The 24,521-nt window shown below is 49.0% G+C and carries 21 protein-coding genes and 2 tRNA genes; 6 read left to right on the top strand and 17 right to left on the bottom strand.

Translation table 11 applies throughout. From position 1 onward, the window contains the following. Position 1 precedes the first annotated feature (1 nt). From QEZ41_RS07005 to QEZ41_RS07065, 13 genes are all read right to left on the bottom strand, one after another. Positions 2-75: transfer RNA gene (locus QEZ41_RS07005), tRNA-Arg, on the bottom strand. 78 nt (positions 76-153) lie between these two features. Further along, positions 154-244: transfer RNA gene (locus tag QEZ41_RS07010), tRNA-Ser, on the bottom strand. 58 nt (positions 245-302) lie between these two features. Further along, positions 303-485: a carbon storage regulator CsrA gene (gene csrA / locus QEZ41_RS07015; protein ID WP_289410686.1), complete on the bottom strand. Its 183-nt coding sequence runs from the start codon at positions 483-485 to the stop codon at positions 303-305. A gap of 125 nt (positions 486-610) precedes the next feature. Continuing rightward, positions 611-1,846: an aspartate kinase gene (locus QEZ41_RS07020; RefSeq protein ID WP_289410687.1), complete on the bottom strand. Its 1,236-nt coding sequence runs from the start codon at positions 1,844-1,846 to the stop codon at positions 611-613. A gap of 20 nt (positions 1,847-1,866) precedes the next feature. After that, positions 1,867-4,491 (bottom strand): alanine--tRNA ligase, encoded by a 2,625-nt coding sequence (gene alaS, locus QEZ41_RS07025; protein ID WP_289410688.1) that lies wholly within the window; start codon positions 4,489-4,491, stop codon positions 1,867-1,869. A 146-nt stretch (positions 4,492-4,637) separates the two neighbouring features. Next, positions 4,638-4,928, bottom strand: a complete 291-nt coding sequence (locus QEZ41_RS07030) for a topoisomerase II (protein WP_289410689.1) — start codon at positions 4,926-4,928, stop codon at positions 4,638-4,640. After that, the gene (locus QEZ41_RS07035) at positions 4,925-6,160 is read right to left on the bottom strand and encodes an aspartate aminotransferase family protein (RefSeq protein WP_289410690.1); all 1,236 of its coding nucleotides are present in this window, start codon (positions 6,158-6,160) and stop codon (positions 4,925-4,927) included. The genes QEZ41_RS07030 and QEZ41_RS07035 overlap by 4 nt, the downstream gene beginning before the upstream one ends. A 101-nt stretch (positions 6,161-6,261) precedes the next feature. After that, complete coding sequence (cysG, locus tag QEZ41_RS07040) at positions 6,262-7,683, bottom strand: siroheme synthase CysG (protein ID WP_289410691.1); 1,422 nt, start codon at positions 7,681-7,683, stop codon at positions 6,262-6,264. A gap of 132 nt (positions 7,684-7,815) precedes the next feature. Continuing rightward, on the bottom strand, positions 7,816-9,099 hold the full coding sequence (serS, locus tag QEZ41_RS07045; RefSeq protein ID WP_289410692.1) for a serine--tRNA ligase: 1,284 nt from the start codon (positions 9,097-9,099) through the stop codon (positions 7,816-7,818). Positions 9,100-9,142: 43 nt separating this feature from the next. Next, positions 9,143-9,514 (bottom strand): fluoride efflux transporter CrcB, encoded by a 372-nt coding sequence (gene crcB, locus QEZ41_RS07050; protein WP_289410693.1) that lies wholly within the window; start codon positions 9,512-9,514, stop codon positions 9,143-9,145. Beyond that, positions 9,511-10,839 carry a replication-associated recombination protein A gene (locus tag QEZ41_RS07055; RefSeq protein WP_289410694.1) on the bottom strand — a complete coding sequence of 443 codons (1,329 nt, stop codon included), beginning with the start codon at positions 10,837-10,839 and terminating at the stop codon, positions 9,511-9,513. Before QEZ41_RS07055 ends, crcB begins: the two co-directional genes overlap by 4 nt. Before the next feature lie 2 nt (positions 10,840-10,841). Further along, the gene (gene lolA / locus QEZ41_RS07060; RefSeq protein WP_434556802.1) at positions 10,842-11,477 is read right to left on the bottom strand and encodes an outer membrane lipoprotein periplasmic chaperone LolA; all 636 of its coding nucleotides are present in this window, start codon (positions 11,475-11,477) and stop codon (positions 10,842-10,844) included. Positions 11,478-11,501: 24 nt separating this feature from the next. Next, complete coding sequence (locus QEZ41_RS07065) at positions 11,502-13,889, bottom strand: DNA translocase FtsK (RefSeq protein WP_289410696.1); 2,388 nt, start codon at positions 13,887-13,889, stop codon at positions 11,502-11,504. 270 nt (positions 13,890-14,159) lie between these two features. Here QEZ41_RS07065 and aat point away from each other — a divergent pair, with 270 nt between their 5' ends. The 3 genes from aat (at position 14,160) to infA (ending at position 15,890) form a co-directional block, all read left to right on the top strand. Continuing rightward, positions 14,160-14,846: a leucyl/phenylalanyl-tRNA--protein transferase gene (gene aat, locus QEZ41_RS07070; RefSeq protein ID WP_289410697.1), complete on the top strand. Its 687-nt coding sequence runs from the start codon at positions 14,160-14,162 to the stop codon at positions 14,844-14,846. After that, positions 14,839-15,540, top strand: coding sequence for an arginyltransferase (locus QEZ41_RS07075; RefSeq protein WP_289410698.1), 702 nt, complete (start codon positions 14,839-14,841; stop codon positions 15,538-15,540). Before aat ends, QEZ41_RS07075 begins: the two co-directional genes overlap by 8 nt. A gap of 131 nt (positions 15,541-15,671) precedes the next feature. After that, positions 15,672-15,890 (top strand): translation initiation factor IF-1, encoded by a 219-nt coding sequence (gene infA / locus QEZ41_RS07080; RefSeq protein ID WP_002553999.1) that lies wholly within the window; start codon positions 15,672-15,674, stop codon positions 15,888-15,890. 64 nt (positions 15,891-15,954) lie between these two features. Here the strand turns inward: infA and clpA are convergent, their stop codons facing one another. Both clpA and clpS read right to left on the bottom strand, forming a co-directional pair. Then, on the bottom strand, positions 15,955-18,225 hold the full coding sequence (gene clpA, locus QEZ41_RS07085; RefSeq protein ID WP_289410699.1) for an ATP-dependent Clp protease ATP-binding subunit ClpA: 2,271 nt from the start codon (positions 18,223-18,225) through the stop codon (positions 15,955-15,957). Positions 18,226-18,278: 53 nt separating this feature from the next. Next, positions 18,279-18,620 carry an ATP-dependent Clp protease adapter ClpS gene (gene clpS / locus QEZ41_RS07090; RefSeq protein WP_289410700.1) on the bottom strand — a complete coding sequence of 114 codons (342 nt, stop codon included), beginning with the start codon at positions 18,618-18,620 and terminating at the stop codon, positions 18,279-18,281. A 317-nt stretch (positions 18,621-18,937) separates the two neighbouring features. Between clpS and QEZ41_RS07095 the strand changes: the two genes are divergently transcribed. From QEZ41_RS07095 to QEZ41_RS07105, 3 genes are all read left to right on the top strand, one after another. Further along, positions 18,938-19,144 carry a cold shock domain-containing protein gene (locus tag QEZ41_RS07095; protein WP_289410701.1) on the top strand — a complete coding sequence of 69 codons (207 nt, stop codon included), beginning with the start codon at positions 18,938-18,940 and terminating at the stop codon, positions 19,142-19,144. Positions 19,145-19,437: 293 nt separating this feature from the next. Next, complete coding sequence (locus QEZ41_RS07100) at positions 19,438-21,336, top strand: adenylate/guanylate cyclase domain-containing protein (protein ID WP_289410702.1); 1,899 nt, start codon at positions 19,438-19,440, stop codon at positions 21,334-21,336. Positions 21,337-21,346: 10 nt separating this feature from the next. Then, a complete protein-coding gene (locus QEZ41_RS07105) occupies positions 21,347-23,491 on the top strand; it encodes a GAF and HD-GYP domain-containing protein (protein ID WP_289410703.1) in 2,145 nt (714 codons plus the stop codon). 3 nt (positions 23,492-23,494) lie between these two features. Here the strand turns inward: QEZ41_RS07105 and QEZ41_RS07110 are convergent, their stop codons facing one another. Continuing rightward, on the bottom strand, positions 23,495-23,830 hold the full coding sequence (locus QEZ41_RS07110) for an AzlD domain-containing protein (protein ID WP_289410704.1): 336 nt from the start codon (positions 23,828-23,830) through the stop codon (positions 23,495-23,497). Continuing rightward, positions 23,817-24,515, bottom strand: coding sequence for an AzlC family ABC transporter permease (locus QEZ41_RS07115; protein ID WP_289410705.1), 699 nt, complete (start codon positions 24,513-24,515; stop codon positions 23,817-23,819). Before QEZ41_RS07115 ends, QEZ41_RS07110 begins: the two co-directional genes overlap by 14 nt. Positions 24,516-24,521 lie beyond the last annotated feature (6 nt).

Below are 24,521 nucleotides of genomic sequence, written 5' to 3' on the forward strand. Positions count from 1 at the left end.
GCGGACTCAGGAGGATTCGAACCTCCGACCGCTCGGTTCGTAGCCGAGTACTCTATCCAGCTGAGCTATGAGTCCGTGTCGCTTAGTATAAGGCTTTTTGTAACAAAATGTTAGCCTTACAAACAATCAAACAACATTACTTTACAACGTAAATGGCGGAGAGGGAGGGATTCGAACCCTCGACACCCTTTTGAGGTGTACTCCCTTAGCAGGGGAGCGCCTTCGGCCTCTCGGCCACCTCTCCAACGGGAACGCATCATACCTACTTTTTTATTTATTGCAAAGTAATAATGCAAAAAAGTTTAAAGACCCGACTCTTCCTTTTCTTTTTGTATACGTTGATAGATTTCTTCGCGATGCACAGCGACGTCTTTGGGGGCATCTACACCAATACGCACTTGATTCCCCTTAACTCCTAACACAGTAACGGTTACCTCATCACCAACCATTAATGTTTCACCTACACGGCGTGTTAAAATTAACATTCCATTTCTCCTTGTATAAAGCAAATAAATACAGTCTGCATCTGTATTACTTAGTACACCATCAAAAACAACTCAACGGCATATTTTTTCTATCAAGTTAAATACCTTGATATCAAAAATTTTTATTAGGCATGAGCCACAGTTGGCACATCCAAACCAAACTCTGAATGCAGCGCGCGCACTGCTAATTCGGTATATTTTTCATCAATCACCACAGAAACCTTTATCTCTGAGGTGGAAATCATTTGGATATTAATATTCTCTTTCGCCAACGCTTCAAACATGCGGCTCGCCACCCCTGCATGGGAGCGCATCCCAACACCTACGATAGACACTTTGGCTATGCTAGTAGTTCCGGCAATATCACGCGCGCCTATCTGCTCAGCAGTCTTGCGTAAGATATCCATAGCTTTTTCGTAATCTAAACGGGCAACAGTAAAGGTTAAATCAGTGGTGTTGTCTTCCGCCACGTTCTGAACAATAACATCCACTTCTATATTCGCTGCGCTGATGGGGCCTAAAATCTTAAAGGCTACTCCCGGAGTGTCTGGCACACCACGAATAGTGAGCTTGCTTTCATCACGAGTAAACGCAATACCTGAAATAATTGGCTGTTCCATAGAGTTTTCTTGCTCCAGCGATATCAAAGTTCCCGGCCCATCCTGAAAGCTATGCAGCACTCGTAAAGGCACATTGTATTTACCCGCAAACTCCACTGAACGAATCTGTAGGATTTTTGAGCCTAGACTGGCCATTTCCAACATTTCTTCGAAGGTTATGCGGTCAAGCCGGCGCGCATTGGCAACCACGCGCGGGTCGGTTGTGTAAACGCCATCCACATCGGTATATATCTGGCACTCGTCAGCCTTTAACACAGCCGCCAAAGCCACAGCAGTGGTATCTGAGCCGCCGCGACCTAAGGTTGTAATGCTATTGTCAGGGTCTATGCCTTGGAAACCAGCGACCACCACCACTTTCCCTGCATCCAGCTGTTGGCGCACATGCGCGCCGTCAATGTCTAGCACTCTGGCTTTTCCGTGCGCTGAATCGGTTCTAATGGGCACCTGCCAGCCCGTAAAAGACACCGCCGGCACGCCAGCCTTCTCTAGCGCCATAACCAATAAAGCGATAGTAACCTGTTCACCGGTAGAGACCATGACATCCAATTCGCGCGGCGATGGTGTACTACTAATTTGTTTAGCCAAGTCCAACAAGCGATTGGTTTCGCCACTCATGGCTGACACCACCACGACCAACTGATCGCCCGCGCGATGAAAGCGCTGTATTTTAGCGGCCACCTGTGCGATTCGCTCAACATTAGCTACCGAACTGCCACCAAACTTTTGTACCAATAAAGCCATTTAAGTTTGCTCTTAATCCATCAATTTGCTTGCAAAACAAAGTTTTCAGCTAGCGCTAACGCTGTCGCCAGCTGGCTCGCATCGGTTCCGCCGCCTTGCGCCATGTCAGGACGACCACCTCCTTTACCGCCTACTTGAGCGGCAGCTTGACGCATTAAATCGCCAGCCTTAAAGCGTGCGGTTAAATCTTTAGTAACTCCTGCTACTAGCACAACGCGATCATCCAGCAGCGAGCCTAATAAAATCACGCCGCTACCCAGCTTGTTCTTTAACTGATCAACCAGCTCAAGCAAGGCCTTATTATCCAACCCATCTAGCTGTGCTGCTAATACCTTCACACCATTGACTGTTTGCGCCTGTGCGACCAAATCGCTACCAGCCGCACTGGCCGCCTTGGCTTTACTTTGCTGCAGCTCTTTTTCTAGCGTTTTATTCTGCTCTAGCACCGCTTGCAGCTTGTCTACCAGATTATCGCGATTAGCCTTGACCATACTCATCAACTGCTTAACCGTGCCTTCAGTGTTTTTCAGCCATTGCCAAGCCAGCTCACCCGTAATCGCCTCGATACGACGCACACCGGCTGCCACACCGCCTTCACTAGTGATTTTGAACACACCTATATCACCGGTGCGCTTGGCGTGTGTACCGCCGCAAAGCTCAACTGAATACCCATCACCCATGCTTAACACACGGACTTCACTACCGTATTTTTCACCAAACAAAGCCAAAGCGCCTTTTTTCTTGGCGGTTTCAATATCGGTCAGCTCAGTACAAATTTCGGTATTGTTGCGAATATGCTGGTTTACGCGGTCTTCTAGCGCGGTTATTTGTTCTGCGCTCAGGGCTTCAAAATGACTAAAGTCAAAACGTAAACGCTGGCTGTCAACCAAAGAACCTTTTTGCTGGACATGCTCACCCACGATTTCACGCAGTGCTGCATGCAATAAGTGCGTGGCCGAGTGATTCAGCACAGTCGCTTGACGCACTCCAGAATCCACCTGCGCTTGCACCCAAGTGCCGTTATTCAGCTCACCTTCGAGCAGCATGCCATGATGTAAGAATGCATCACCCGCCTTGGTCGTATCGCGCACTTCAAACCGCACGCCTGGCGCCAGCAAATAGCCGCAATCACCCACCTGACCACCTGACTCAGCGTAGAAAGGTGTTTTATCCAACACCACGACCAGCTCATCACCAGCGCTAGCGTGCTCAGCCGTTTGACCGTCTTTTAGCAAACTCACTATTTGCGCGCTGGCTTCTAAGTCAGTGTAACCAAGGAAGTCGGTCTGCCCCTCTACTTTGATTAAGCTGTTGTAATCAATACCGAAAGAGCTGGCTGAGCGTGCGCGCTCACGTTGCGCTTGCATCTCTCGCTCAAAGCCTTCTTCATCCACAGTTAACTCGCGTTCACGGGCAATATCAGCGGTTAAATCCATGGGAAAACCGTAGGTGTCATAGAGTTTAAACACTACTTCACCGGGGATAACTGTGCCGGATAACTCTGCCAAGTCTGCTTCTAAAATGCGCAACCCCTGCTCAAGTGTCTTGGCGAATTGTTCTTCTTCGTTTTTAAGCACACGCTCAATCTGCGCTTGTTGTTGCTTTAACTCAGGGAAAGCGTTGCCCATTTCTGCAACCAAAGCGGCGACAATTTTGTAGAAAAATCCGCTTTGTGCGCCTAGCTTGTGTCCATGGCGGCACGCACGGCGAATGATGCGCCGCAATACATAACCACGCCCATCGTTAGCAGGTAATACACCGTCGGCAATCAGGAAGCTGCACGAACGAATATGGTCAGCCACCACTTTTAATGAGGGGTCATCGTTATTTTCACAGCCGATTGCAGCAGCCGCTGCGGTTAGCAAGTTTTGGAATAAATCGATTTCATAGTTGGAGTTCACATGCTGCATCACTGCACTAATACGCTCCAAGCCCATCCCGGTATCCACACTAGGCGCAGGCAAAGAATGCATCTGACCGTCCGCAGTACGGTTAAACTGCATAAATACGTTATTCCAAATTTCGATATAGCGATCGCCATCTTCTTCAGGAGAACCCGGTGGCCCACCCCAAATATGTTCGCCATGGTCGAAAAAGATTTCCGTGCAAGGTCCACAAGGACCTGTATCACCCATGGCCCAGAAGTTATCTGACACATAGGGTGTATCGCCTTCATCACCGATACGAATCAAGCGCTCTGCTGGCACACCAATTTCTTTGTGCCAAATATCATAAGCTTCGTCATCGGTGTGATACACAGTCACCCAGAGTTTTTCTTGGGGTAGATTTAACCAAGCTTCGCTGGTTAGAAACTCCCATGCGTAATGAATTGCATCGCGCTTGAAATAGTCGCCAAAGCTGAAGTTACCCAGCATTTCAAAGAAAGTGTGGTGACGTGCGGTATAACCTACGTTTTCTAAGTCGTTATGCTTGCCACCTGCACGCACACATTTCTGACTGCTTGCCGCACGGGTATAGGGACGCTTTTCGAGTCCTAAAAAACTGTCTTTAAACTGATTCATTCCAGCGTTGGTAAACAACAAGGTGGGATCATTGTCCGGCACCAAGGAACTGGAAGGTACACGCGTGTGCCCTTTTTCTTCAAAAAACTTTAAGAAAGCTTCGCGAATTTCAGCGCTTTTCATAGGGTTATCCATTACTTAAAATTGCAACAGGTAACTGCATCCAATTAGCAGCCACATAAAATAATATATTCTCAGTCAACATACTCATTAATTAGATCAAACAGCCCCATAGGTGATTTCTATCGACCAAAGATGGCTGTTTTTATTTAATTATGCTGACAGTCGGGACCATGTTCGTGCTCATCTTCATCGGCGTAGCCCTCGGCAGACTCCATCTCTAGCTCCAAGCTCACGAGGTTAGTCGCCATAGGGCGTAATAAAAGATTGGCATACTCGGTATCCCCTTCTTCTACATCTACGCCAATCATTAACTGATTACCGCCAACATGCTGAATCCAGATTTCTTTGCCTTGCCAAATAACGGCTATACGTGAACAAGAGGTTTCTAGCTGAGTGCCATCAGCATCTTCTAAAAGCACAGCAAAGGGTTTATTCATTTGTTTGTCTCGTCATTTTCGGTAATTTTTTGTACAGCTCGCTCAAAACGCTGCAAGCCTTCTTCAATTTCAGTGGGCTCAATAATTAAGCTGGGGGCGAAACGTACCACCTCTGGCCCAGCCATCAACACCAGCAAATTTTCTTTTTCAGCAGCGGCTAAAAACTGTGCTGCTTTGCCTTGCCAAGCTTCACTGAGCACTGCGCCAATCAACAAACCTTTGCCACGTACCTGCTGAAAAACACCGTACTTCTCACCCAGTTGCTGCAAGCGTTGCGTTAATATCTCGCCGCGCTCTAACACGCCTTGCAACACAGTCGGCGTATTAATAATATCTATCACTGCACCGCCCACAGCACATGCCAAGGGGTTACCGCCAAAGGTTGTACCGTGCGTGCCGACACTAAAGTGCTTGGCATAACGTTCTAATGTGAGCATGGCAGAGACTGGGAAACCACCACCCAAACTTTTAGCTATAGTAAGAATATCCGGCTCAACACCATAGTGCTCATAAGCAAATAACTTACCTGTTCGCCCCATACCGGTTTGCACTTCATCAAAAATTAACAGTGCTTGGTGCTGCTCACAAAGCTCACGCACCCGTTGCAGATAGGCTAAATCAGCCGGTAAGACACCGCTTTCGCCCTGAATAGGCTCAAGAATCACGGCACAGGTGCGACTTGAAATAGCCTTTTCCATGGCCGCAATATCATTGTAAGGCACATGCGTAATGCCTTCAGGACGCGGACCAAAACCTTCAGAATACTTTGGCTGCCCACCGACATTGACGGTAAAGACTGTACGTCCATGAAAGCTATTAACCGTTGAAATAATTTCGTGCTTCTGCGGACCAAAATCGTCATGAGCAACTTTGCGCGCCAGTTTTAACGCGGCTTCGTTGGCTTCAGCGCCGGAATTACTAAAAAACACACGCTCAGCAAAGCTGGCTTTAATAAGTTTGTCAGCCAAGCGTAGCGCCGGCTCGTTAGTAAACACGTTAGACACATGCCAAAGCTTCTGTGCTTGCTCAGTTAGCGCTTGCACCAATGCTGGATGGCAATGCCCCAGCGCATTTACCGCAATGCCGCCAGCAAAGTCTATGAGTTCGCGTCCACTCTGATCCCATACGCGCGAGCCCATGCCGCGCACAGGTACAAACGCTGCGGGCGCATAATTGGGGACCATCACTCGATCAAAATCAGCCCGCTCGACTGGGGCTTGTTGCGTGGACATGAAACACTCTCCTTTCTAAACGGACAAGGCTGGCATACGCCAGCCTTAATAAAACCTAATATAAACGATTTAAGTTGCTTAGTTTAAACCTATAACAGCGACTACACTAGAGCACAGGCAGTCTCTGTTACGCTCTTTTTGCTCTTTTCACTAAACCAAGACAAGCGCTCTTTCAGGGAAACCACCTCACCCACTATGATCAAGCTAGGGCTTTGTACCTGCTCGGCAATAATTTTAATAGCGATATCGGCTAAACAACCAACAATAACTCGCTGCTCGGGCGTAGTACCACGCTCAATAACTGCTACCGGTGTTTCTGATGAGCGTCCGTGCGCCATTAGCTGTTTAGCTATATCAGGCAAAGTACCCAAACCCATATAAAACACCACTGTCTGGCTGTTAGACACAAGCTCAGTCCAGGGTAAGTTTAAGCTGCCATCCTTTGGGTGCCCGGTAACAAAGCGTACCGACTGCGCGTAGTCTCTATGGGTTAACGGTATACCGGCATAGCTAGAGCAACCCGCAGCAGAGGTAATTCCCGGCACCACTTGAAACGGCACACCGTGCTGGGCTAGTTCTTCGATTTCTTCTCCGCCGCGACCAAAAATAAAAGGGTCACCGCCTTTTAAACGTAACACCCGTTTGCCTTGCTTGGCCAGGTCAACCAGTTTTTGGTTTATTTGCTCTTGCGGCAAACTGTGATTCGAGGCTGCTTTACCTACATAGACCCGGTCTGCGTCACGGCGGCACATGTCTACAATGGCCGGCGCTACTAAGCGGTCATACAGCACCACATCGGCTTGCTGCATCAAGCGTAACGCTTTAAAGGTCAGCAAGTCTGGGTCGCCTGGGCCAGCGCCGACCAAATACACCTCGCCCTGCGTTTTAGCTTGCGGCGCGTCCAACTTATTCTGCACTGCTTGTTCAGCCTGTTGGATTTTCCCTGCAAATACTTGCTCAGCAATCGGCCCCTGTAATACTTCTTCCCAAAATACGCGTCGCTCATCTACCCCAGCGAGACGATCTTTGGCCTGCTGACGAAACTTTTGTGCCAGTTGCGCCAAGCGACCGTAAGTGGCTGGAATCACCGTTTCTATTTTTGCACGCACTAAACGCGCTAACACAGGCGCATGTCCACCACTGGATACAGCTACCATTAAAGGCGAACGATCAACTATGGCTGGGAATATAACTGTACACAGCTCAGGGGTATCCACTACGTTAACCGGAATACCCAGTTGTTTGGCTTCGTGCGCGACCTGCTGATTAACCGAGAAACTTTCTGTTGCGGCAATGACCAAACAATAACCAGCGCACGTACCCGCCTGATATGCCTGCAGCTCATAGGTGCCACCATGCTTTTGCAACAGTTGTTCTAACTGTGGGTGTATCTCCAGGGTAACCACGTGCACTAAAGCACCGGCCTGGCACAGCAAATGTGCTTTGCGTAACGCAACCTCTCCACCACCCACTAATAATACGGGCTGCTGCTGCAAGCGATGAAATAACGGCAAATAATCCATATTTATTCCTTAACGGCTCTAGCAGCCTAACTATGATAGTGATGCTGTGGCACTGTACGAACAAAGCAGCTAAAAGGCTATTGTTTCAAATCAAGTTTAAATCTTAGCATGGCTAAGCTTACTTAAATGCTGCTAGGCGTTAATCACCTCAATGCCACCCATATAAGGCTGCAACACCGCTGGTACACGAATACTGCCATCAGCTTGTTGATAATTTTCAATCACCGCCACCAGAGTCCGCCCAATTGCTAGTCCTGAGCCGTTAAGCGTATGCACTAATTCTGTCTTGCCTGATTCTGGATTACGAAAGCGCGCCTGCATACGGCGAGCTTGGAAGTCTGTGCAGTTGGAACATGAAGAGATTTCGCGGTACTTATCCTGGCTCGGCACCCAGACTTCTAGATCATAGGTTTTACTGGCAGAAAAGCCCATATCACCCGTACACAGCGCCATTACTCGATAAGGCAGTTCTAATGCTTGCAAGATTTTTTCAGCATGGCCAGTCAGCTCTTCCAGTGCAGCAAAGGAGTGTTCGGGGTGCACAATTTGTACTAACTCTACCTTGTCAAACTGATGCTGGCGAATCATACCGCGTGTATCACGACCGGACGCTCCGGCCTCACTACGAAAACACGGACTGTGTGCTACGAGTTTAATCGGCAGCTGTTGCGCTGCCAAAATTTCACCCGCCACCAGATTGGTTAAGGACACCTCAGCCGTTGGGATCAAATACAAGGGCGTTTGTTCAGCACGTTCAATACGAAACAAGTCCTCAGAAAACTTTGGCAACTGACCCGTACCCTGCAATGCGCTGGCTTGCACCAAGTAAGGCGTATAGGTTTCCTGATAACCATGCTCAGCGGTATGAGTATTCAACATAAATTGCGCCAGTGCTCGGTGTAAACGGGCAATGCCATTGCGCATGACGGCAAAGCGCGCACCTGATAGCTTGGCCGCATTAGTAAAATCAAGACCACCCAGCTGCTCACCTAACTCAACATGGTCTTTCACCGGAAAACCAAAGGTTTTAGGCTCACCCCAACGGCGTATTTCTTGATTGTCGTTCTCATCTGCACCCACAGGTACGGAGGCGTCAGGCAGGTTAGGCATACCGAGCAAAATATCATCAATGGCTTGCTGCACCTGTTCTAGTTCTTGCTTGGCGCTATCCAGATCCGCGCCCAGCTGGTCGACTGCCGCCAACAAAGGGGCAATATCTTCTCCACGTGCTTTGGCTTGACCAATGTATTTTGCACTACTGTTGCGCTCGGCTTGTAACTGCTCGGTACGCGTCTGCACTTCTTTGCGTTGTGCTTCTAAGGTCTCAATGCGCGCAACGTCTAAAACATAGCCTCGCGTCGCTAAGGCTTCTGCCAGTTGCTGTGGCTGTGTACGTACTGTTCTTGAATCCAGCATAAATACTCACTTATTGTGTTTTGTGTTCACTAAAAATTAATAATCAAGCAACTAAGCTTCTACCTATCCACCAACCGCAGCCCGTCGCCAGCACTGCACCCACAAGGGTCAATAGCAGATAAACACCCGCTTGCAGTAAGCGGTCGCTGGATAACAGCTGCCATAACTCAAGAGAGAATGCAGACAGGGTGGTAAAACCACCAAGTATACCTGTGATCAACGCTAAGCGAAGCAGTGGGTTTTCTGCACGAGTAGCGAAATAAGCCGCTGCAATACCAATTAACAGGCTGCCTAGCAGATTAACTAGCAAAGTGCCCCAGTACGCCGACACGTGCTGACTGACCAACAAGCCACTTAGATAACGCAACACACTACCTAGGGCACCGCCCAAGCCAACCCAGATGATGGCGCTCATTGCTCACCTCGACGCTGACGTGGGCTTTGCTGATCCAGTTGGCGTAAAAACTCAAGCTTTTCAGCAATCTTGATTTCTAGTCCGCGCGGCACAGGCTGATAATACTGCTGCGGCGTCATATCCTCAGGAAAATAATCTTCACCTGCTGCGTAACCATTAGGCTCATCATGGGCATAGCGGTATTCATCACCATAACCCAGGTCCTTCATTAAGTTGGTTGGTGCATTACGCAAGTGCAAGGGCACTTCTAGCGAGCCCTGCTGCTGCGCATCACGTCGTGCTGCATTGTAAGCCATATACACCGCGTTACTTTTTGCCGCGCAAGCCAAATAAATAATTGCTTGTGCCACCGCCAGCTCACCCTCGGGACTGCCTAAACGCTCCTGCACCTGCCAGCCCGCCAAGCACAGACTTAATGCACGCGGGTCCGCATTGCCAATATCCTCACTGGCCATGCGTACTACGCGGCGGGCAATGTAAAGGGGATCGCAACCGCCATCCAGCATGCGTGTATACCAATACAACGCCGCATCCGGATCGGAACCCCGCACTGATTTATGCAGTGCGGAAATTTGGTCGTAAAACGCTTCGCCGCCCTTATCAAAACGGCGCAAGGTTTCGCCCAATACTTCACCCAGCAACTCTTCGCTAATAGTTTGCCCGTCTTCGACCAAGTCTGCGGCATTTTCCAACAGGTTTAATAACCGCCGACCATCGCCATCAGCGGCGCGCACCAATAACTCTATTGCCGCTTCATTGAGCTGCAAGCCTCGCGCCGACAAGCCTCGCGGCTCAGTTAAAGCACGCTGCAAGAGTTGTTTAAGTGCTGCCTCATCTAGGTTTTTTAATACATAAACCCGTGCGCGTGACAACAACGCATTATTTAACTCAAAAGAGGGGTTTTCTGTGGTCGCACCAATAAAAATAAAAGTGCCGTCTTCCACATAGGGTAAAAAAGCATCTTGTTGACCTTTGTTAAACCGGTGCACTTCATCAACAAATAAGATACAACGACGTTGATTCTGAGCTGCCTGAAACTTAGCTTCTTCAACCGCTTGACGAATTTCCTTAACCCCAGCCATTACCGCCGACAGAGTAATAAAGTGCGCGTCACTGACCTTGGCCAGCAAGCGCGCCAACGTCGTTTTACCGACTCCAGGTGGTCCCCAAAACAGCATCGAGTGCAAAGCTCCCTGTTCGATGGCTTCACGCAGGGGTTTGCCACGCGCCAGAATATGCTGCTGACCTACATACTCATTTAGGTTCTCTGCCCGCAGTCGCGCAGCTAGCGGTTGAGTTAAAGGCTCATTAGCAAACAAATCCATTGTTATTCCTCAATAACATCAACACCTTCAGGTACGTTGAACTGAAATAGAGAGTCATCCATAGCGGTATTCATTTTAAGATCAAAAAAGTAAAGATTGGTTTTTTGTCCAACCGCATCTTCAAGCTGCATATCATTAATCAAGCCATCGCGAAACGACAATCGTAGGCGATCAAACAGAGTATCCTTGGCCTTTGGCGTCAGGACAAAATCAACTATCGAGCGATTTTGCTGATACTCAACAAAAAAACTTTCTTCGATTTGCGCCATATCACCAGACAGCAACAATGCAGGCGTGTGCGTCATGCGCTCATCTAGGGTCTGCATCGTAACCTGCATCAAGTCTGGGTCATACAGCCACACTGTTTTACCATCCGAAACCAATTCTTGCTGCATAGGCTCTTCAGTATGCCAAGTAAATTTACCGGGACGCTTCAGGCTCATATGTCCACGGGCTTCCTGAATCCGCACACCACTACCATCCAGCGTTAGCTGAGTAAAATCGGCATCTATGGTGTGTGCATCAGCTAACAAAGCTGTCAGTTTTGCAACAGCCATTGACTGTTCTTGCGCCTGGGCAATCCCAATCAAGGAAATCAATCCCAACAATGCGGCAGTTAAGCTACGTTTTACACTCACTATATTCATCATAATATTCCCAAATTAATCTTTAACAGGCGGTGGCGCTAACACATCGCGCGAACCGTTATGTGCTGCCGATGAAACAACTCCAGCCGCTTCCATCGCATCAACTATGCGAGCCGCACGGTTATAACCCACTCTAAATTTACGCTGTACTGAAGATATGGAGACACGGCGTTCTTCGGTAACAAAACGCACCGCCTCATCAAACAAAGGGTCATCTTCCAAGTCTTCGCCACCCTCAAAAGAACCTGTACTTTCTTCTAAACCAGCTAAAATCTCTTCAAAATATTCTGGTGCGCCTCGAGCCTTCCACGCATCAACCACACGATGCACTTCATCATCAGCGACAAAAGCACCATGCACGCGAATCGGCAAACTGGTACCAGGTGGCAAATACAGCATATCTCCATGACCTAACAGCTGCTCAGCCCCGCCCTCATCCAAAATCGTGCGCGAATCGATACGGCTAGAGACTTGGAAAGCAATACGCGTCGGGATATTGGCTTTAATCAAGCCAGTAATGACATCTACCGAGGGTCGCTGCGTCGCTAAAATCAAATGAATACCGGCAGCGCGGGCTTTTTGTGCAATGCGCGCAATCAGCTCTTCAACTTTCTTACCGACAATCATAATCATATCGGCAAACTCATCCACCACCACTACGATAGTAGGCAACTTTTCCAAAGTTGGCCGCACATCATCAACATGTTCTTGCTTAAAGGTGGGATCCGCTATGGGCTCACCCGCTTCTATGGCTTCTTTCACCTTGCGGTTGTAGCCCGCCAAGTTACGCACGCCCAGCATCGACATCAGCTTGTAGCGACGGTCCATTTCTGCCACACACCAGCGCAAAGCATTAGCGGCTTCTTTCATGTCAGTCACAACCGGACAAAGCAGGTGCGGAATGCCTTCGTAAACAGACAGCTCCAGCATTTTTGGGTCAATCATAATCAGGCGCGCATCATCAGGTGAGGATTTAAACAGAATGGATAAAATCATCGCATTCACCCCCACAGACTTACCCGAACCTGTAGTTCCTGCCACCAGTAAATGCGGCATCTTGGCTAGATCAGCAATAATTGGCTTACCACCAATATCATGCCCCAAGCCTAAAGCAACCGGTGATTTCGCATCATCAAACTCTGGCGTTTCTAGCACCTCAGCAAAACGCACTATCTGTCGATCTTCGTTAGGGATTTCAATACCTACCGTAGTTTTTCCCGGAATAACCTCAACCACCCGCACGCTAAGCATCGCCAGCGAGCGCGCTAAATCTTTAGCCAAATTAGAAATACGACTGACTTTAATACCGGGGGCTAATTGAATTTCAAAACGCGTCACCACAGGTCCCGGATGCACGGACTCAACCTGCACCTCGACACCGAACTCTTTTAACTTGATTTCTAGCAGGCGCGACATTCCCTGCAAGGATTCTTCTGAATAGCTTTGCTTTTTCGGCTTGGGACGATCCAGTAACGATAAAGGCGGTAGCGTACCGGCCATCGCCTCATCAACAAACAACGAGGTTTGTTTTTCCTGCATGGCTCGACGACTTGGTTGTTGCACACTGCTGTCCGGCAAAGAAATAACAGGCTCTTTGCGCCCTGCGTTGCCTTGCACCCGTTTTGCTAGCTGCTCCTCACGCCTAACAATGCGTTCACGCGCGCGGTTTTGCTCATCGCGATCCGTAATTCTCGGTGCCACTACCTGCGCCACTTTCTCATCGATATCACGTTGGCGCTGCTGCTCAGTACGGCGTTGATAAAAAGCCTCTCTAGAGTCACGTATCTTGACTACGCACCAATTCACAGCGGCTAAAGTAAGCTCACCCACCAATTCCATGACACGAAACCATGATAAATTAGCAAATAAAGTGACGCCCAATAAAAACAGCGCCAACAGCAGAACGGTTGCCCCCTGCACATTAAGTAACTGTTCAAGCGGCGGAGCTAAGACTTTGCCAAAAATATTGAAATTATTCGGTGAGTTTTCTGGCTGTTCAAAATGCAATCTAGCCAACGCAGCGCCCGAACCCAGCAGCAACAGTAAACCAAAAGAACGGACGGCCAATAATGCCGGACGCCATACAAAGGCTTGATTGCGTCCTTTAAACAGCATAAAAACCTTAAGCATCAGGAAGAAAGGCAGCAACCAAGCGAAATAACCCAACAAGCTAAATAACACATCTGACAGCCAAGCACCCACCAAACCACCGGCGTTTTCTATTTGCTCACCCGCTCCCACCGCGCGAGTAAAGCCCGGATCTTCAGTGCTAAAGCTCAGTAAAATCATCCATAAAAAAACACAGAGGGCGGCCAGCAATATCAGCAGGCCCTCTTTTAGCCGCAGCCTAAGCTGCTGCCTCCAAGGAGCTTTTTCAGTTAAAGAAGTAACAGGCTGCTTCAAAGACGAACCTCAAAAAACAAAAAAATAAATTTACAAGCCACGACAAGGCGGCACAGGCTGTTTACCACTGGAAACACATGCTGTAATAGCCATACAAGCACTTTATTATAGACTCGCTATACTTGCGTGGATTACGCATATCCCAAATAGCAGAGCATTGTACGTCCTTATATGGATTTTTTCATGCACGGCTAGACAGAATAATCAAAGCAGATTGCATAATCTGACCAGCACTCTAAACTCTTGTTTCATTTTACCGTACTGATACCCATGACTTTTTGGCTTAAGCACAACACAACTGACTTCCCATCTCTGCAAAAAGCATTGCGCCAACCCAATGGCTTGCTCGCTATGGGTGGTGATTTATCCAGTCAGCGGCTAATTGCTGCTTATCGCCATGGCTGTTTTCCTTGGTATGCAGAAGGTCAGCCGCTGATGTGGTGGTCACCCGACCCGCGCACTGTGGTATTTCCTAACCAACTACATATACCGCGCAGCCTGAAAAAAAGCATTAAACGTGGCACGTTTCAAGTTACTTATGACCAGGCTTTTGCGCGCGTCCTCAGCGCCTGCGCCGAACCACGCAGCACAGATTCCGGCACTTGGATAACTCCTGCTATGCAAGCAGCCTATTGTGAACTGCATAAACTTGGCTATGCACACTCCGTTGAGGTGTGGCACCAGCAGCAACTCGTTGGCGGCTTGTATGGTATCGCTATCGGTCAGTTATTTTTTGGTGAGTCAATGTTTGCCCGCATGAATGATGCTTCCAAAGTGGGTTTTGTCACCCTAGTGCAAGACCTTAAAGCCGCAGGCTTTGTATTAATTGATTGCCAAATGCACACCGAGCACCTGGCTCGTTTTGGTGCGCAAGAAATAAACCGCAGTGAGTTTGCTGACTATCTAGCCCAACACTTAGATAAGCCAAACACTATGCAGTGGAATACGCATGAATAACTCTCAGAAACTGCCGCTTTTTTTAACCCAAGTGCAGACTTGTAGCTACCTTGAAGAAGAAAGCCAGTCACTTTGCCTCGATCCACAAGCACCTATCAACGCTTCAATTTTTAGCGTGCTCTCAGAGCAAGGTTTTCGCCGCAGCGGCCAGTTTATTTATCGACCACACTGCCCCGCCTGCAACGCTTGCGTACCGGTGCGCGTGCCTGTAGCCAGCTTCACGCCTAACAAACAACAGCAACGCGTGCTAAAGCGCGGCGCACAGCTGACCGTAACCGAACACCAACCACGCTTCACTTACGAGTACTTCAAGCTGTATCAACGCTATATCGAACAGCGTCATGCAGATGGCGAGATGTACCCAGCCAACATAGAACAGTTTCAAAGCTTCTTATCTTACCCACTGCCATTTGCACGCTTTTTTGAGTTCCGTCTTAAGCAGCGTCTACTCGCAGTAGCAGTGACCGATGTACTGGACGATGGATTATCAGCGGTGTATAGCTTTTTTGAGCCTGAAGAAAAATACTTCAGCCTAGGCCGTTATGCGATTCTGTGGCAAATTGCCCATGCACAGCAATTAGGTCTAACCCATCTTTATCTAGGCTACTGGATTAAAGACTGTGCAAAAATGAACTACAAAACCCAGTACCAACCCATCGAGGGTTTTATTGATGAGCAATGGCAAAGACTCTGAGCCTTATGCAGGAGCAAATCAAAGGCATTAGCTAAATTTGGTTTTTTTGATAAAATGCGGCATAATAAGCGCCGTTTTTGCTGCCCTTAGTTCTCAGGGCTTTTTTATTTTGTATTTGAGGGTTTAACTGCATGTCTAAAGAAGACAGCTTCGAAATGGAAGGTACTGTCGTCGACACCCTACCTAACACCATGTTCCGTGTGGAGTTAGAAAACGGGCACGTCGTTACTGCGCATATTTCTGGCAAAATGCGCAAAAACTATATCCGTATTCTGACAGGTGACAAGGTTCGTGTTGAACTAACGCCTTACGACCTCAGCAAGGGTCGCATTACCTACCGCGCACGTTAATTATTCAACGTGCATAAAAAACACGACCACAGCCAAGACTGGGTCGTGTTTTTTTTGTTGCTCATTACTCAAAACTAGGCAATAAACGCTGTTGCGCCTCCACCTTACAATGCAGCGCAAGCGCGTCCCCTTCTAAGTCAAAGAAAGCCACACCCCCCTGCTCCGCCAAGTCGCCGAATAAAATAGCATCGGCCAATGGCTTTTTAATAGTTTCCTGAATCAATCGCGCCATAGGCCGTGCGCCCATCGCCGCGTCATAGCCATGCTCTGCTAACCATGCACGCGCAGACTGACTGACCTCCAGCTGTACGGCTTTATCTTCTAATTGCGCCTGCAACTCAACCAAGAACTTATCCACTATCGAGGCTAAAACATCCGCACTTAAACGACCAAACTGAATAATGCTATCCAGCCGATTACGAAACTCTGGACTGAAGCTCTTTTTGATCACTTCCATGGCATCGGTGCTGTGATCTTGCTCAGTAAAGCCAATCGATGCACGCGCTGCTGTTTCAGCACCAGCGTTGGTGGTCATCACGATGATGACATGACGAAAATCCGCCTTGCGCCCGTTATTATCGGTCAGTGAGCCGTTATCCATCACCTGTAACAACAGGTTGAAGACGTCTGGGTGAGCTTTTTCAATTTCATCGAGTAGCAACACGCAATGCGGTTGTTTCGTTACCGCCTCGGTAAGCAAGCCTCCTTGATCAAAGCCTACATAACCCGGCGGCGCACCAATTAAACGCGAAACGGTATGACGCTCCATATATTCCGACATATCAAAGCGTAGTAATTCAATACCTAGGGACTGTGCCAGTTGTTTAGCCACCTCGGTTTTACCCACACCCGTGGGTCCAGCAAACAAAAACGAGCCCACGGGTTTATTGGCTTCACGCAATCCTGCTCGGGACAGCTTAATCGCCGTTGCTAGCGCTTCAATGGCTGCATCCTGACCAAATACGGTCAGACGCAAGTCGCGCTCAAGGTTACGTAACTGGGTCTTATCGGAGCGACTCACCTGACGACTAGGGATACGAGCAATTTTGGCAACCACCTGTTCTACCTGCTCCACTTCAATACTTTCAAGTCGCTTATCCGCAGGCTGCAAGCGCTGATAGGCGCCGGCCTCATCAACCACATCCACCGCCTTATCCGGCAACAAGCGATCAGTAATGTAACGCGCCGACAGCTCTGCCGCCGCACGCAAAGCCTCGTCGCTATACAGCACCTTATGGTGCTCCTCAAAGCGCGATTTTAGGCCACGCAAAATCTGATAGGTATCTTCAATGCTGGGCTCAACCACATCCACTTTTTGAAAGCGTCGCGCCAGTGCACGGTCTTTTTCAAAAATTTCACGGTACTCTTGGAAGGTAGTCGAACCGATACAACGAATCTCGCCACTGGAAAGCAAAGGTTTCAGCAGGTTTGATGCATCCATCACCCCACCACCCACTGCTCCCGCGCCGATGATCATATGTATTTCATCAATAAATAAAATAACTTTGGGCCGCTTGCGAATCGCATTCAGCAAGTCTTTGAAGCGCTTTTCAAAGTCACCGCGGTATTTGGTGCCCGCCAGCAAAGCGCCCATATCTAGAGAATAGACATTACTATCCAGTAACAACTCTGGCACTTGCCCGTGCACGATTCGATAGGCCAAGCCTTCCGCAATCGCGGTTTTACCCACGCCTGCATCACCGACCAAAAGCGGGTTATTTTTCCGGCGACGAGCAAGAATTTGCGCCACGCGCTCCACTTCATGCTCGCGCCCGATTAATGGATCGATACGTCCTTGTTTAACCAAAGCATTTAAATCTTGTGCATAGGCTAGTAAAGGATCCTGTCCTTGTCCTTCTTCGGCAAATTCTTCAGCTGATTTTGTTTGGGTTAAGTCTTTATCCTGCGGACCACCATGAGACAGATAGCTCACCACATCCAAACGATTGATATTGTGTTTACGCAGTACATACACTGCATGGCTATCGGCCTCACTAAATACCGCAGCCAATACACTGCCACCACCCACTTCTTGTTTACCCGAGCTTTGGCCATGGAAAACTGCACGCTGCAATACGCGCTGAAAGCCCAACGTAGGCTGAGTTTCCATACCCTCAAGATGCTCCGCCAATAAAGGTGTAGTACTGTTAACGAACTCTGTCAGCTCATTACGAATACTTTCCAGCTCTGCGTCGCAACCACGCAGCACATCCGCCGCTTCTTTATTATCCAGCAACGCCAACAGTAGGTGCTCTACCGTCATATACTCATGACGCTTATTGCGCGCATCCCTAAAGGCAAGATTAAGGGTGACCTCAAGCTCCATACTCAACATGCTTCACCTCACTAAACTAAATCAAACGGCAATCTAGACGGCATATCCAATCTCTAGTTGCTCTCGGGCTTCACTTCACACTGTAAAGGATGCTCACATTCTCTGGCATATTGACCCACTTGCATGGCTTTGGTTTCAGCCACGTCACGGGTAAACACTCCGCAAACGGCTTGACCCTGCCGATGCACAGCCAGCATTGTTTGCATAGCCCGCTCACGACCCATAGCAAAAAAGTCTTCCAACACCTCCACCACAAAATCCATCGGAGTGTAATCATCATTAAGCATGATCACTTGATACATAGGTGGTGCTTGCAGCTCAGGTTCGGCCTGCCGAACTAAAATATGGCTATCTAAATCTTCTGAAAACCTTGTTGATTCTACATTCTTACTCATAATTTTTAGCGCGCTTGTCCTTAAAATATATGGCAACTCTAGCATTTTAGAGAACTTATAGTTGATCTAAGTCCTGCACTTGTCACTTTAGGCTTGACTCCCCCTTAAAGCTTTATATAACTATCATCTATTCAAAACGAAACAAAAGTTAAGTTGGGAGCAAAAGTAGTTTTTTCAACCTATTACAACATATAAAATCGCTTGGTACCCACACTTAACATCAAATACACCATGACAACGCAGAACAGACTTACATTTTTCTACCAGTTCGCATTAATTGCAGGCTGTAATTTTGAGTTATACACAGGAGTATTGACATGCATAATGGTACTGTTAAGTGGTTTAACAACAGCAAGGGTTACGGTTTCGTCATTGCCGAGAATGATACAGAAGAGCTTTTTGCCCACTACTCTGCGATCCAAATGGATGGGTACAAGTACTTAAAAGCTGGACAGCCTGTGCGCTTTGAGCTCAAGCAGGGCCCCAAAGGAATGAATGCAGTCAACATTCGCCCTATCCGTTAAGCCTTTATAAGTTAGCACTCACCAAACGACAGGGACGTTTTGTGCGGCACTCAGCTAGAAGGTAACCTGTGCCGCCTATCGCACGCTGTTTGATTTCTTCCTTTCCTCAGGCTTCCATTTCTGACCGACCTAAACCTCAGCGTTTCCTTCAGTAACGTTCATGCATGCCACTAAAGCCAAGGTGCGCCAGTTCACATAATCTGTTATAAATACGCGAAACTGGTGCAACAAAAATACGCACCCGCCTCTGTTAAGCATACAAGGAGCATTTAGCCAGTCTACGCAGCAACCCAGTGCAGCAAATACTCGAGCAAGCCAACCTCCCCGAAGCCGCACAGCAACAGCTACGTGAACAACAGTCGCTGTTTGATCAAGACGCTATTTTCGCTAACTCCCTAGCCGGCAATACGGTCTTGGGGTATTTCTTTCATAATGACGGCCAATCCAGCGGTCAACTGCCCTTTCCTTTCTATCAGCTCGACGCTGAACAGCTGCACAATCAACTGCTAAAAATGCATAACTACAGCAGTAACATCCCCCTGCTCGCCAATCATGCTTTGGAGCAAGGTTTTGTCGTTACGCAAGCCGATATCGATGGTGTTATTCGCCGCCTGCCTTTGGTTATCGAACATCAGGGGGATACCTATGCCAGTTTTTCCTTGGTCATGGCACAACTGGCGCTAGGCGAACCTTGGCTAAAGCTAAAACTGGTAGATAACGGTGCCCAGTTTGTCGCCACTGAGATTGACATAGGCACTGCCGTAACAGTGCCCGTCGCTGCTGATGCCAGCATGCTGGTGCCTTTTCGTGGTGGTGCGCGTTCATACCCGACGCTGTCGGCCACGCGCATTATGCGCAGCGACTTAAGCACTGCAGAACAAGCCGCGGTACAAGGCGCGATTATTCTTATTGGCACCTCAGCTATGGGTTTATCGGACTTGCGCACCATTGTGCTGCAAACCAATTACCCCGGTGTGGAAGCCCATGCCAACGTTATCGATGCGTTACTGCAAGCGGCCATGGGTGAGTCGGTCTTCTATTATGAACCTGACTGGGCTCCGGCAGCCTCGTTACTGCTCTTGCTGGTCACTGGCATGGTGCTGGCGGTTATTTTGCCGGGCCGCAGCCCGCTGTGGATGCTGCTGTATAGCGTGCTGGGCTTGAGCTGGGTGGTAGGGCTGAACTTTTATCTGTGGCAAGCTCACCACCTAGCCCTGCCTTTGGCATTGCAGTTATTACTGGTGCTGGGTTTGTCTTTATTTAACTTAGCCTTGGGCTTTTTTGCCAGCAACCGCCACCGCCGCGAAGTGCAAGAGCTGTTTGGCGCTTACGTGCCGCCGGCCTATGTCGAACGCTTACTAGAAGACCCCAAAGCAGCCAGCATGGAAGGCGAACAGCGTAAAATGACGGTGTTGTTTGCTGACATCATGGGTTTTACCACCCTGTCTGAGGCGTTAACCACGGCCGAGCTCAAACAGCTGCTTAACCGCTACCTGACTAAAGTCACCGAGGTGATTTTTGCCCATCAAGGTACTATTGATAAGTATGTGGGTGATATGGTCATGGCATTCTGGAATGCCCCACTCGATGATCCGCAGCATGCACAAAATGCGGTACTGGCAGCACTGGCCATGCAGCAACAAACGGCTTTATTAAGCCAAGAGTTTATCGAAAGTGGCTTGCCCGCGTTAGAAATCGGCATTGGTCTCAACACCGGCCCCATGAACGTGGGCGACATGGGCTCGCACTATCGTCGCGCTTACACCGTACTGGGTGATGCTGTGAACCTAGGCAGCCGCATTGAAAGCATTACGCGCTACTACAGCGCGCAGATTCTGGTGAGTGACGCCACCCAAGAGCAGTGTCCCGACATCATATTTCTTCCTGTGGACCGCATCCAAGTCAAAGGAAAAACCGAACCCGTCGAGGTGTTTGAGCCGCTCTGCTCACGGCAGGACGCAAACGAGCAGTTACTACACAAGGTGGCCACCTTTACTCAGGCTCTGCAGGCTTATCGCCAGCAGGACTTTAACGCCGCCAGCCAGCTCCTGCAGCAGTTACTCAATAACGCAGCGCAACAGCCCGATAACCACAGTGCTTTGTATCAACTTTATCTTGAGCGCTGCACTGACTTTATCCAAAACCCGCCGGCAGCTGATTGGCAAGCGGTGTTTATTCATACTAATAAGTGAGTATCAAAACATGGTTACCCCAGAAGTACGCCAGAAAAACCTGCTAGACAGAGTCAATCCGCAACAGGATATGACGCGCCTGTGCGCGCTAATTCTAGAAGAAGCACGCACTCTTACAGGTGCGGATGGCGGTACTCTTTACCTGTGCCAAGGCGAAGGGCGTGAGCAGCAACTGGATTTTGCCATTATCCGTAACTCAAGCCTAGGTATAAAAATGGGCGATGTAAGCGGTCGCCCCTTGGAGTACCCGGCCATTCCCCTGTATATCGACGATCAGCCTAACTATCAGCATATGGCCAGCTATGCCGCACTAACCGGTAAGCTGCTTAACATCGCGGATGTATACCAGCAAAAAGACTTTGATTTTTCCGGCACTCAGAAATTCGACCAGCGTTTGGGCTATCACACTCAATCCGTACTGACGTTACCCCTACTGACGCGCAGCGGTGAGCTGGTAGCAGTATTGCAACTATTAAACGCCACCAATGAGCATGGCGAAACCATCCCGTTTGCACCCTCTTTAGAGCCCTTGGTGCAAACCCTAGCGCAATTAGCAGCGATTGCTGTACAGCAGCAACACATCATGCAAGACCAGCAAGCGCTGCTGATCACTCTATCCGGTGAGCCCAATACCACTCAGCTGTTGCTGCGTATTTTGCAAGAAGCACAAAACATCACCCACGCTGATGGCGGTACGCTGTATTTGTTGCGCGATCAAAACGGCTCAGCACGACTCGATTTCACGCTAATGCATAACCATAGTCTGGGCATAGCTTTGGGTGGCGACTCTGCGCCTATTCAAGCGCCGCCCATAGAACTGTACTTAGCTGATGGTACACCCAACCACCACCATGTTGCCTCCTATGCAGCGCTGACCAAAGAAGTAGTCAGCATCGACAATGCTTACACCAATACCGAGTTTGACTTCTCCGGCACCAAGGCTTTTGATCAGCTGAAAAACTACCGTACCATTTCGTTGCTCGCACTGCCGCTGCTTAATCACGCCCACGAAGTGATAGGTGTATTACAGCTGGTTAATGCTAAAGATCCGCACACGGGCGAGACCGTGCCTTTCTCCGCAGACACTGCACCTTTGATCCGTGCTTTAGCCCGTTATGCAGCCATTGCACTTAACAACCAACTATTGGTTGAAGAACACAAAAACCTGCTGGATGCCTTTATCAAAGCCATTGCTACTGCCATTGATGCCAAAAGCCCGCACACCTCAGGCCATTGCCAGCGTGTGCCGCTGCTCACTGAGCTAATTGCCCAAGCGGCTTGCGAGGATCAAAGCACCTTTGCTGATTTTGAGCTTGATGCCGATGGCTGGTATGAACTGCAAGTCGCCGCGTGGCTACATGATTGCGGCAAACTGGCCACACCCAATTCGGTGCTGGATAAGTCCACCAAACTGCACTGCCTCAATGATCGTATTCATCACGTAGAAAGCCGTTTTGCCGCTCTGCGCCAGCAAGTTGAAGCCGATTACTGGCAAGCCATGGCACAGGAACCTACCGCTGAAAAAGTGCATCAACAACAACGCCAAGCGCGTCTTAACCAATTAGCCGATGATCTGAGTTTTTTGCAGACCGCCAATCAGGGCGGTGAATTTATGCACCAAGACCACCAAGCGCGCGTACGCTCAATCGCCCAACAACAATGGTACGACCATCAAGGTAAACTGCAGCCGTTATTGAGCGCGGATGAAGTGGAGAACCTCTGTATTGAGCGCGGTACTCTAACGCAAGCCGAGCGCGATATTATCAACGACCATATGCGCGTCACCATTGAAATGCTGGAGTCCTTGCCGTTCCCGCGCAAGCTACGCCGTGTGCCTGAATACGCTGGGGGTCACCATGAAAAAATGGACGGCAGTGGCTTCCCGCGCGGTTTAACCCGCGAGCAAATGTCTATTCCGGCGCGCATGATGGCGATTGCGGATATTTTCGAGGCATTAACCGCGCAAGATAGACCCTATAAAGCACCCATGAAAATATCCCAAGCGTTGTCTATATTGCAGCGGATGCGCGACAACAACCATATTGATCCAGACTTATACACTTTATTTTTAGAGCAGCGCGTATGGGAAACCTACGCGCACAAGGCATTAGCGCCAGAGCAGTTGGATGTAGTCGATCCAGCCGCTTACCGATAGGCTTTAGCTGATATGCATCAGCGCACCATATACCAGCGCGCTGATTGAAACAGCCAAGGCTAAGGATGAAGTAAGGTGTTTTACCCAATAAACCGTCGTCGCCCCTAGCAGTGCGGCAACCAGCTGTGTCGGTTGCTGTGGATTCAGCATAGGCATAAAAGAAACCACCAACAATGCCGCAATTGCAGCCGGTCCAACACCCTGTAATATGCGTACTACAAACACCGAGACCGCTTTGCGCTGCCCCGTTTGCCAACTAAGGATATACAAAGGTAGATAACGCAATAAAAAAGTGCCTAACCCGCATAAAGCCAGCAACACAAACTCATGCACTGTCATTGCGCCCTCCTACACTCGCCAATACCGCACCGGCAAGCATGGCAATCACCAATACATAATGAACCGGCAAAATACTGACTAATAACACTGCTATCACCGTCGCACCACAGAGGCTAAGCCAGTGCTTTTTAGGCTGCATATCCAACAACAACGCTAAAAACAAAGCCGGCAAAACAAAATTAAGTGCTTCAGTGACAAATATGGGCGCATTCTGCAGCACATGATTAAACACAACGCCCAGCACTGTTCCGCCTACCCAAGCAAGGTAAGCGCCCAGCTGTAAGCCCACATACCAAGCTTCACGCGCTGCTGGGCTTTGTTGCCCTAACTTAGCCACCGCGCTGGCAAACACCTCATCGGTTAAGCCAAATGACCAAACGGCTAGCGGCAATCTGCGCGGCACAGCCGTTAGCTGTCCGTATAGCGCTGGACCATAAAAAAGATGTCTGGCGTTCATTAACAACACCGCTGGTACAGCAACCCACCAAGCCGCACCGGAAACCAGCAGCGCAATAAGAATAAACTGACTGGCCCCAGCAAATACCAAGACCGAGGTAAGAATAACCACCATCGGCGACAGGCCGGCCGCTATTGCTGCAACCCCAAAAGAAATGGCTACTGGCACATACCCTGCACCAATAGCCATGCTATCCACTAACCCGCGCGCAAAGTAACGCCCTTGCATACAGCC

The sequence above is a fragment of the Thiopseudomonas acetoxidans genome, from assembly GCF_030362935.1.
GTDB lineage: Bacteria > Pseudomonadota > Gammaproteobacteria > Pseudomonadales > Pseudomonadaceae > Thiopseudomonas > Thiopseudomonas acetoxidans.

What these genes read in the sequence shown, in the direction of transcription:
- csrA (WP_289410686.1), bottom strand. Translation starts at nt 485, where the DNA reads ATGTTAATTTTAACACGCCGTGTAGGTGAAACATTAATGGTTGGTGAT.
- QEZ41_RS07020 (WP_289410687.1), bottom strand. Translation starts at nt 1,846, where the DNA reads ATGGCTTTATTGGTACAAAAGTTTGGTGGCAGTTCGGTAGCTAATGTT.
- alaS (WP_289410688.1), bottom strand. Translation starts at nt 4,491, where the DNA reads ATGAAAAGCGCTGAAATTCGCGAAGCTTTCTTAAAGTTTTTTGAAGAA.
- QEZ41_RS07030 (WP_289410689.1), bottom strand. Translation starts at nt 4,928, where the DNA reads ATGAATAAACCCTTTGCTGTGCTTTTAGAAGATGCTGATGGCACTCAG.
- QEZ41_RS07035 (WP_289410690.1), bottom strand. Translation starts at nt 6,160, where the DNA reads ATGTCCACGCAACAAGCCCCAGTCGAGCGGGCTGATTTTGATCGAGTG.
- cysG (WP_289410691.1), bottom strand. Translation starts at nt 7,683, where the DNA reads ATGGATTATTTGCCGTTATTTCATCGCTTGCAGCAGCAGCCCGTATTA.
- serS (WP_289410692.1), bottom strand. Translation starts at nt 9,099, where the DNA reads ATGCTGGATTCAAGAACAGTACGTACACAGCCACAGCAACTGGCAGAA.
- crcB (WP_289410693.1), bottom strand. Translation starts at nt 9,514, where the DNA reads ATGAGCGCCATCATCTGGGTTGGCTTGGGCGGTGCCCTAGGTAGTGTG.
- QEZ41_RS07055 (WP_289410694.1), bottom strand. Translation starts at nt 10,839, where the DNA reads ATGGATTTGTTTGCTAATGAGCCTTTAACTCAACCGCTAGCTGCGCGA.
- aat (WP_289410697.1), top strand. Translation starts at nt 14,160, where the DNA reads ATGACTTTTTGGCTTAAGCACAACACAACTGACTTCCCATCTCTGCAA.
- QEZ41_RS07075 (WP_289410698.1), top strand. Translation starts at nt 14,839, where the DNA reads ATGAATAACTCTCAGAAACTGCCGCTTTTTTTAACCCAAGTGCAGACT.
- infA (WP_002553999.1), top strand. Translation starts at nt 15,672, where the DNA reads ATGTCTAAAGAAGACAGCTTCGAAATGGAAGGTACTGTCGTCGACACC.
- clpA (WP_289410699.1), bottom strand. Translation starts at nt 18,225, where the DNA reads ATGTTGAGTATGGAGCTTGAGGTCACCCTTAATCTTGCCTTTAGGGAT.
- clpS (WP_289410700.1), bottom strand. Translation starts at nt 18,620, where the DNA reads ATGAGTAAGAATGTAGAATCAACAAGGTTTTCAGAAGATTTAGATAGC.
- QEZ41_RS07095 (WP_289410701.1), top strand. Translation starts at nt 18,938, where the DNA reads ATGCATAATGGTACTGTTAAGTGGTTTAACAACAGCAAGGGTTACGGT.
- QEZ41_RS07105 (WP_289410703.1), top strand. Translation starts at nt 21,347, where the DNA reads ATGGTTACCCCAGAAGTACGCCAGAAAAACCTGCTAGACAGAGTCAAT.
- QEZ41_RS07110 (WP_289410704.1), bottom strand. Translation starts at nt 23,830, where the DNA reads ATGACAGTGCATGAGTTTGTGTTGCTGGCTTTATGCGGGTTAGGCACT.
- QEZ41_RS07115 (WP_289410705.1), bottom strand. Translation starts at nt 24,515, where the DNA reads ATGCAAGGGCGTTACTTTGCGCGCGGGTTAGTGGATAGCATGGCTATT.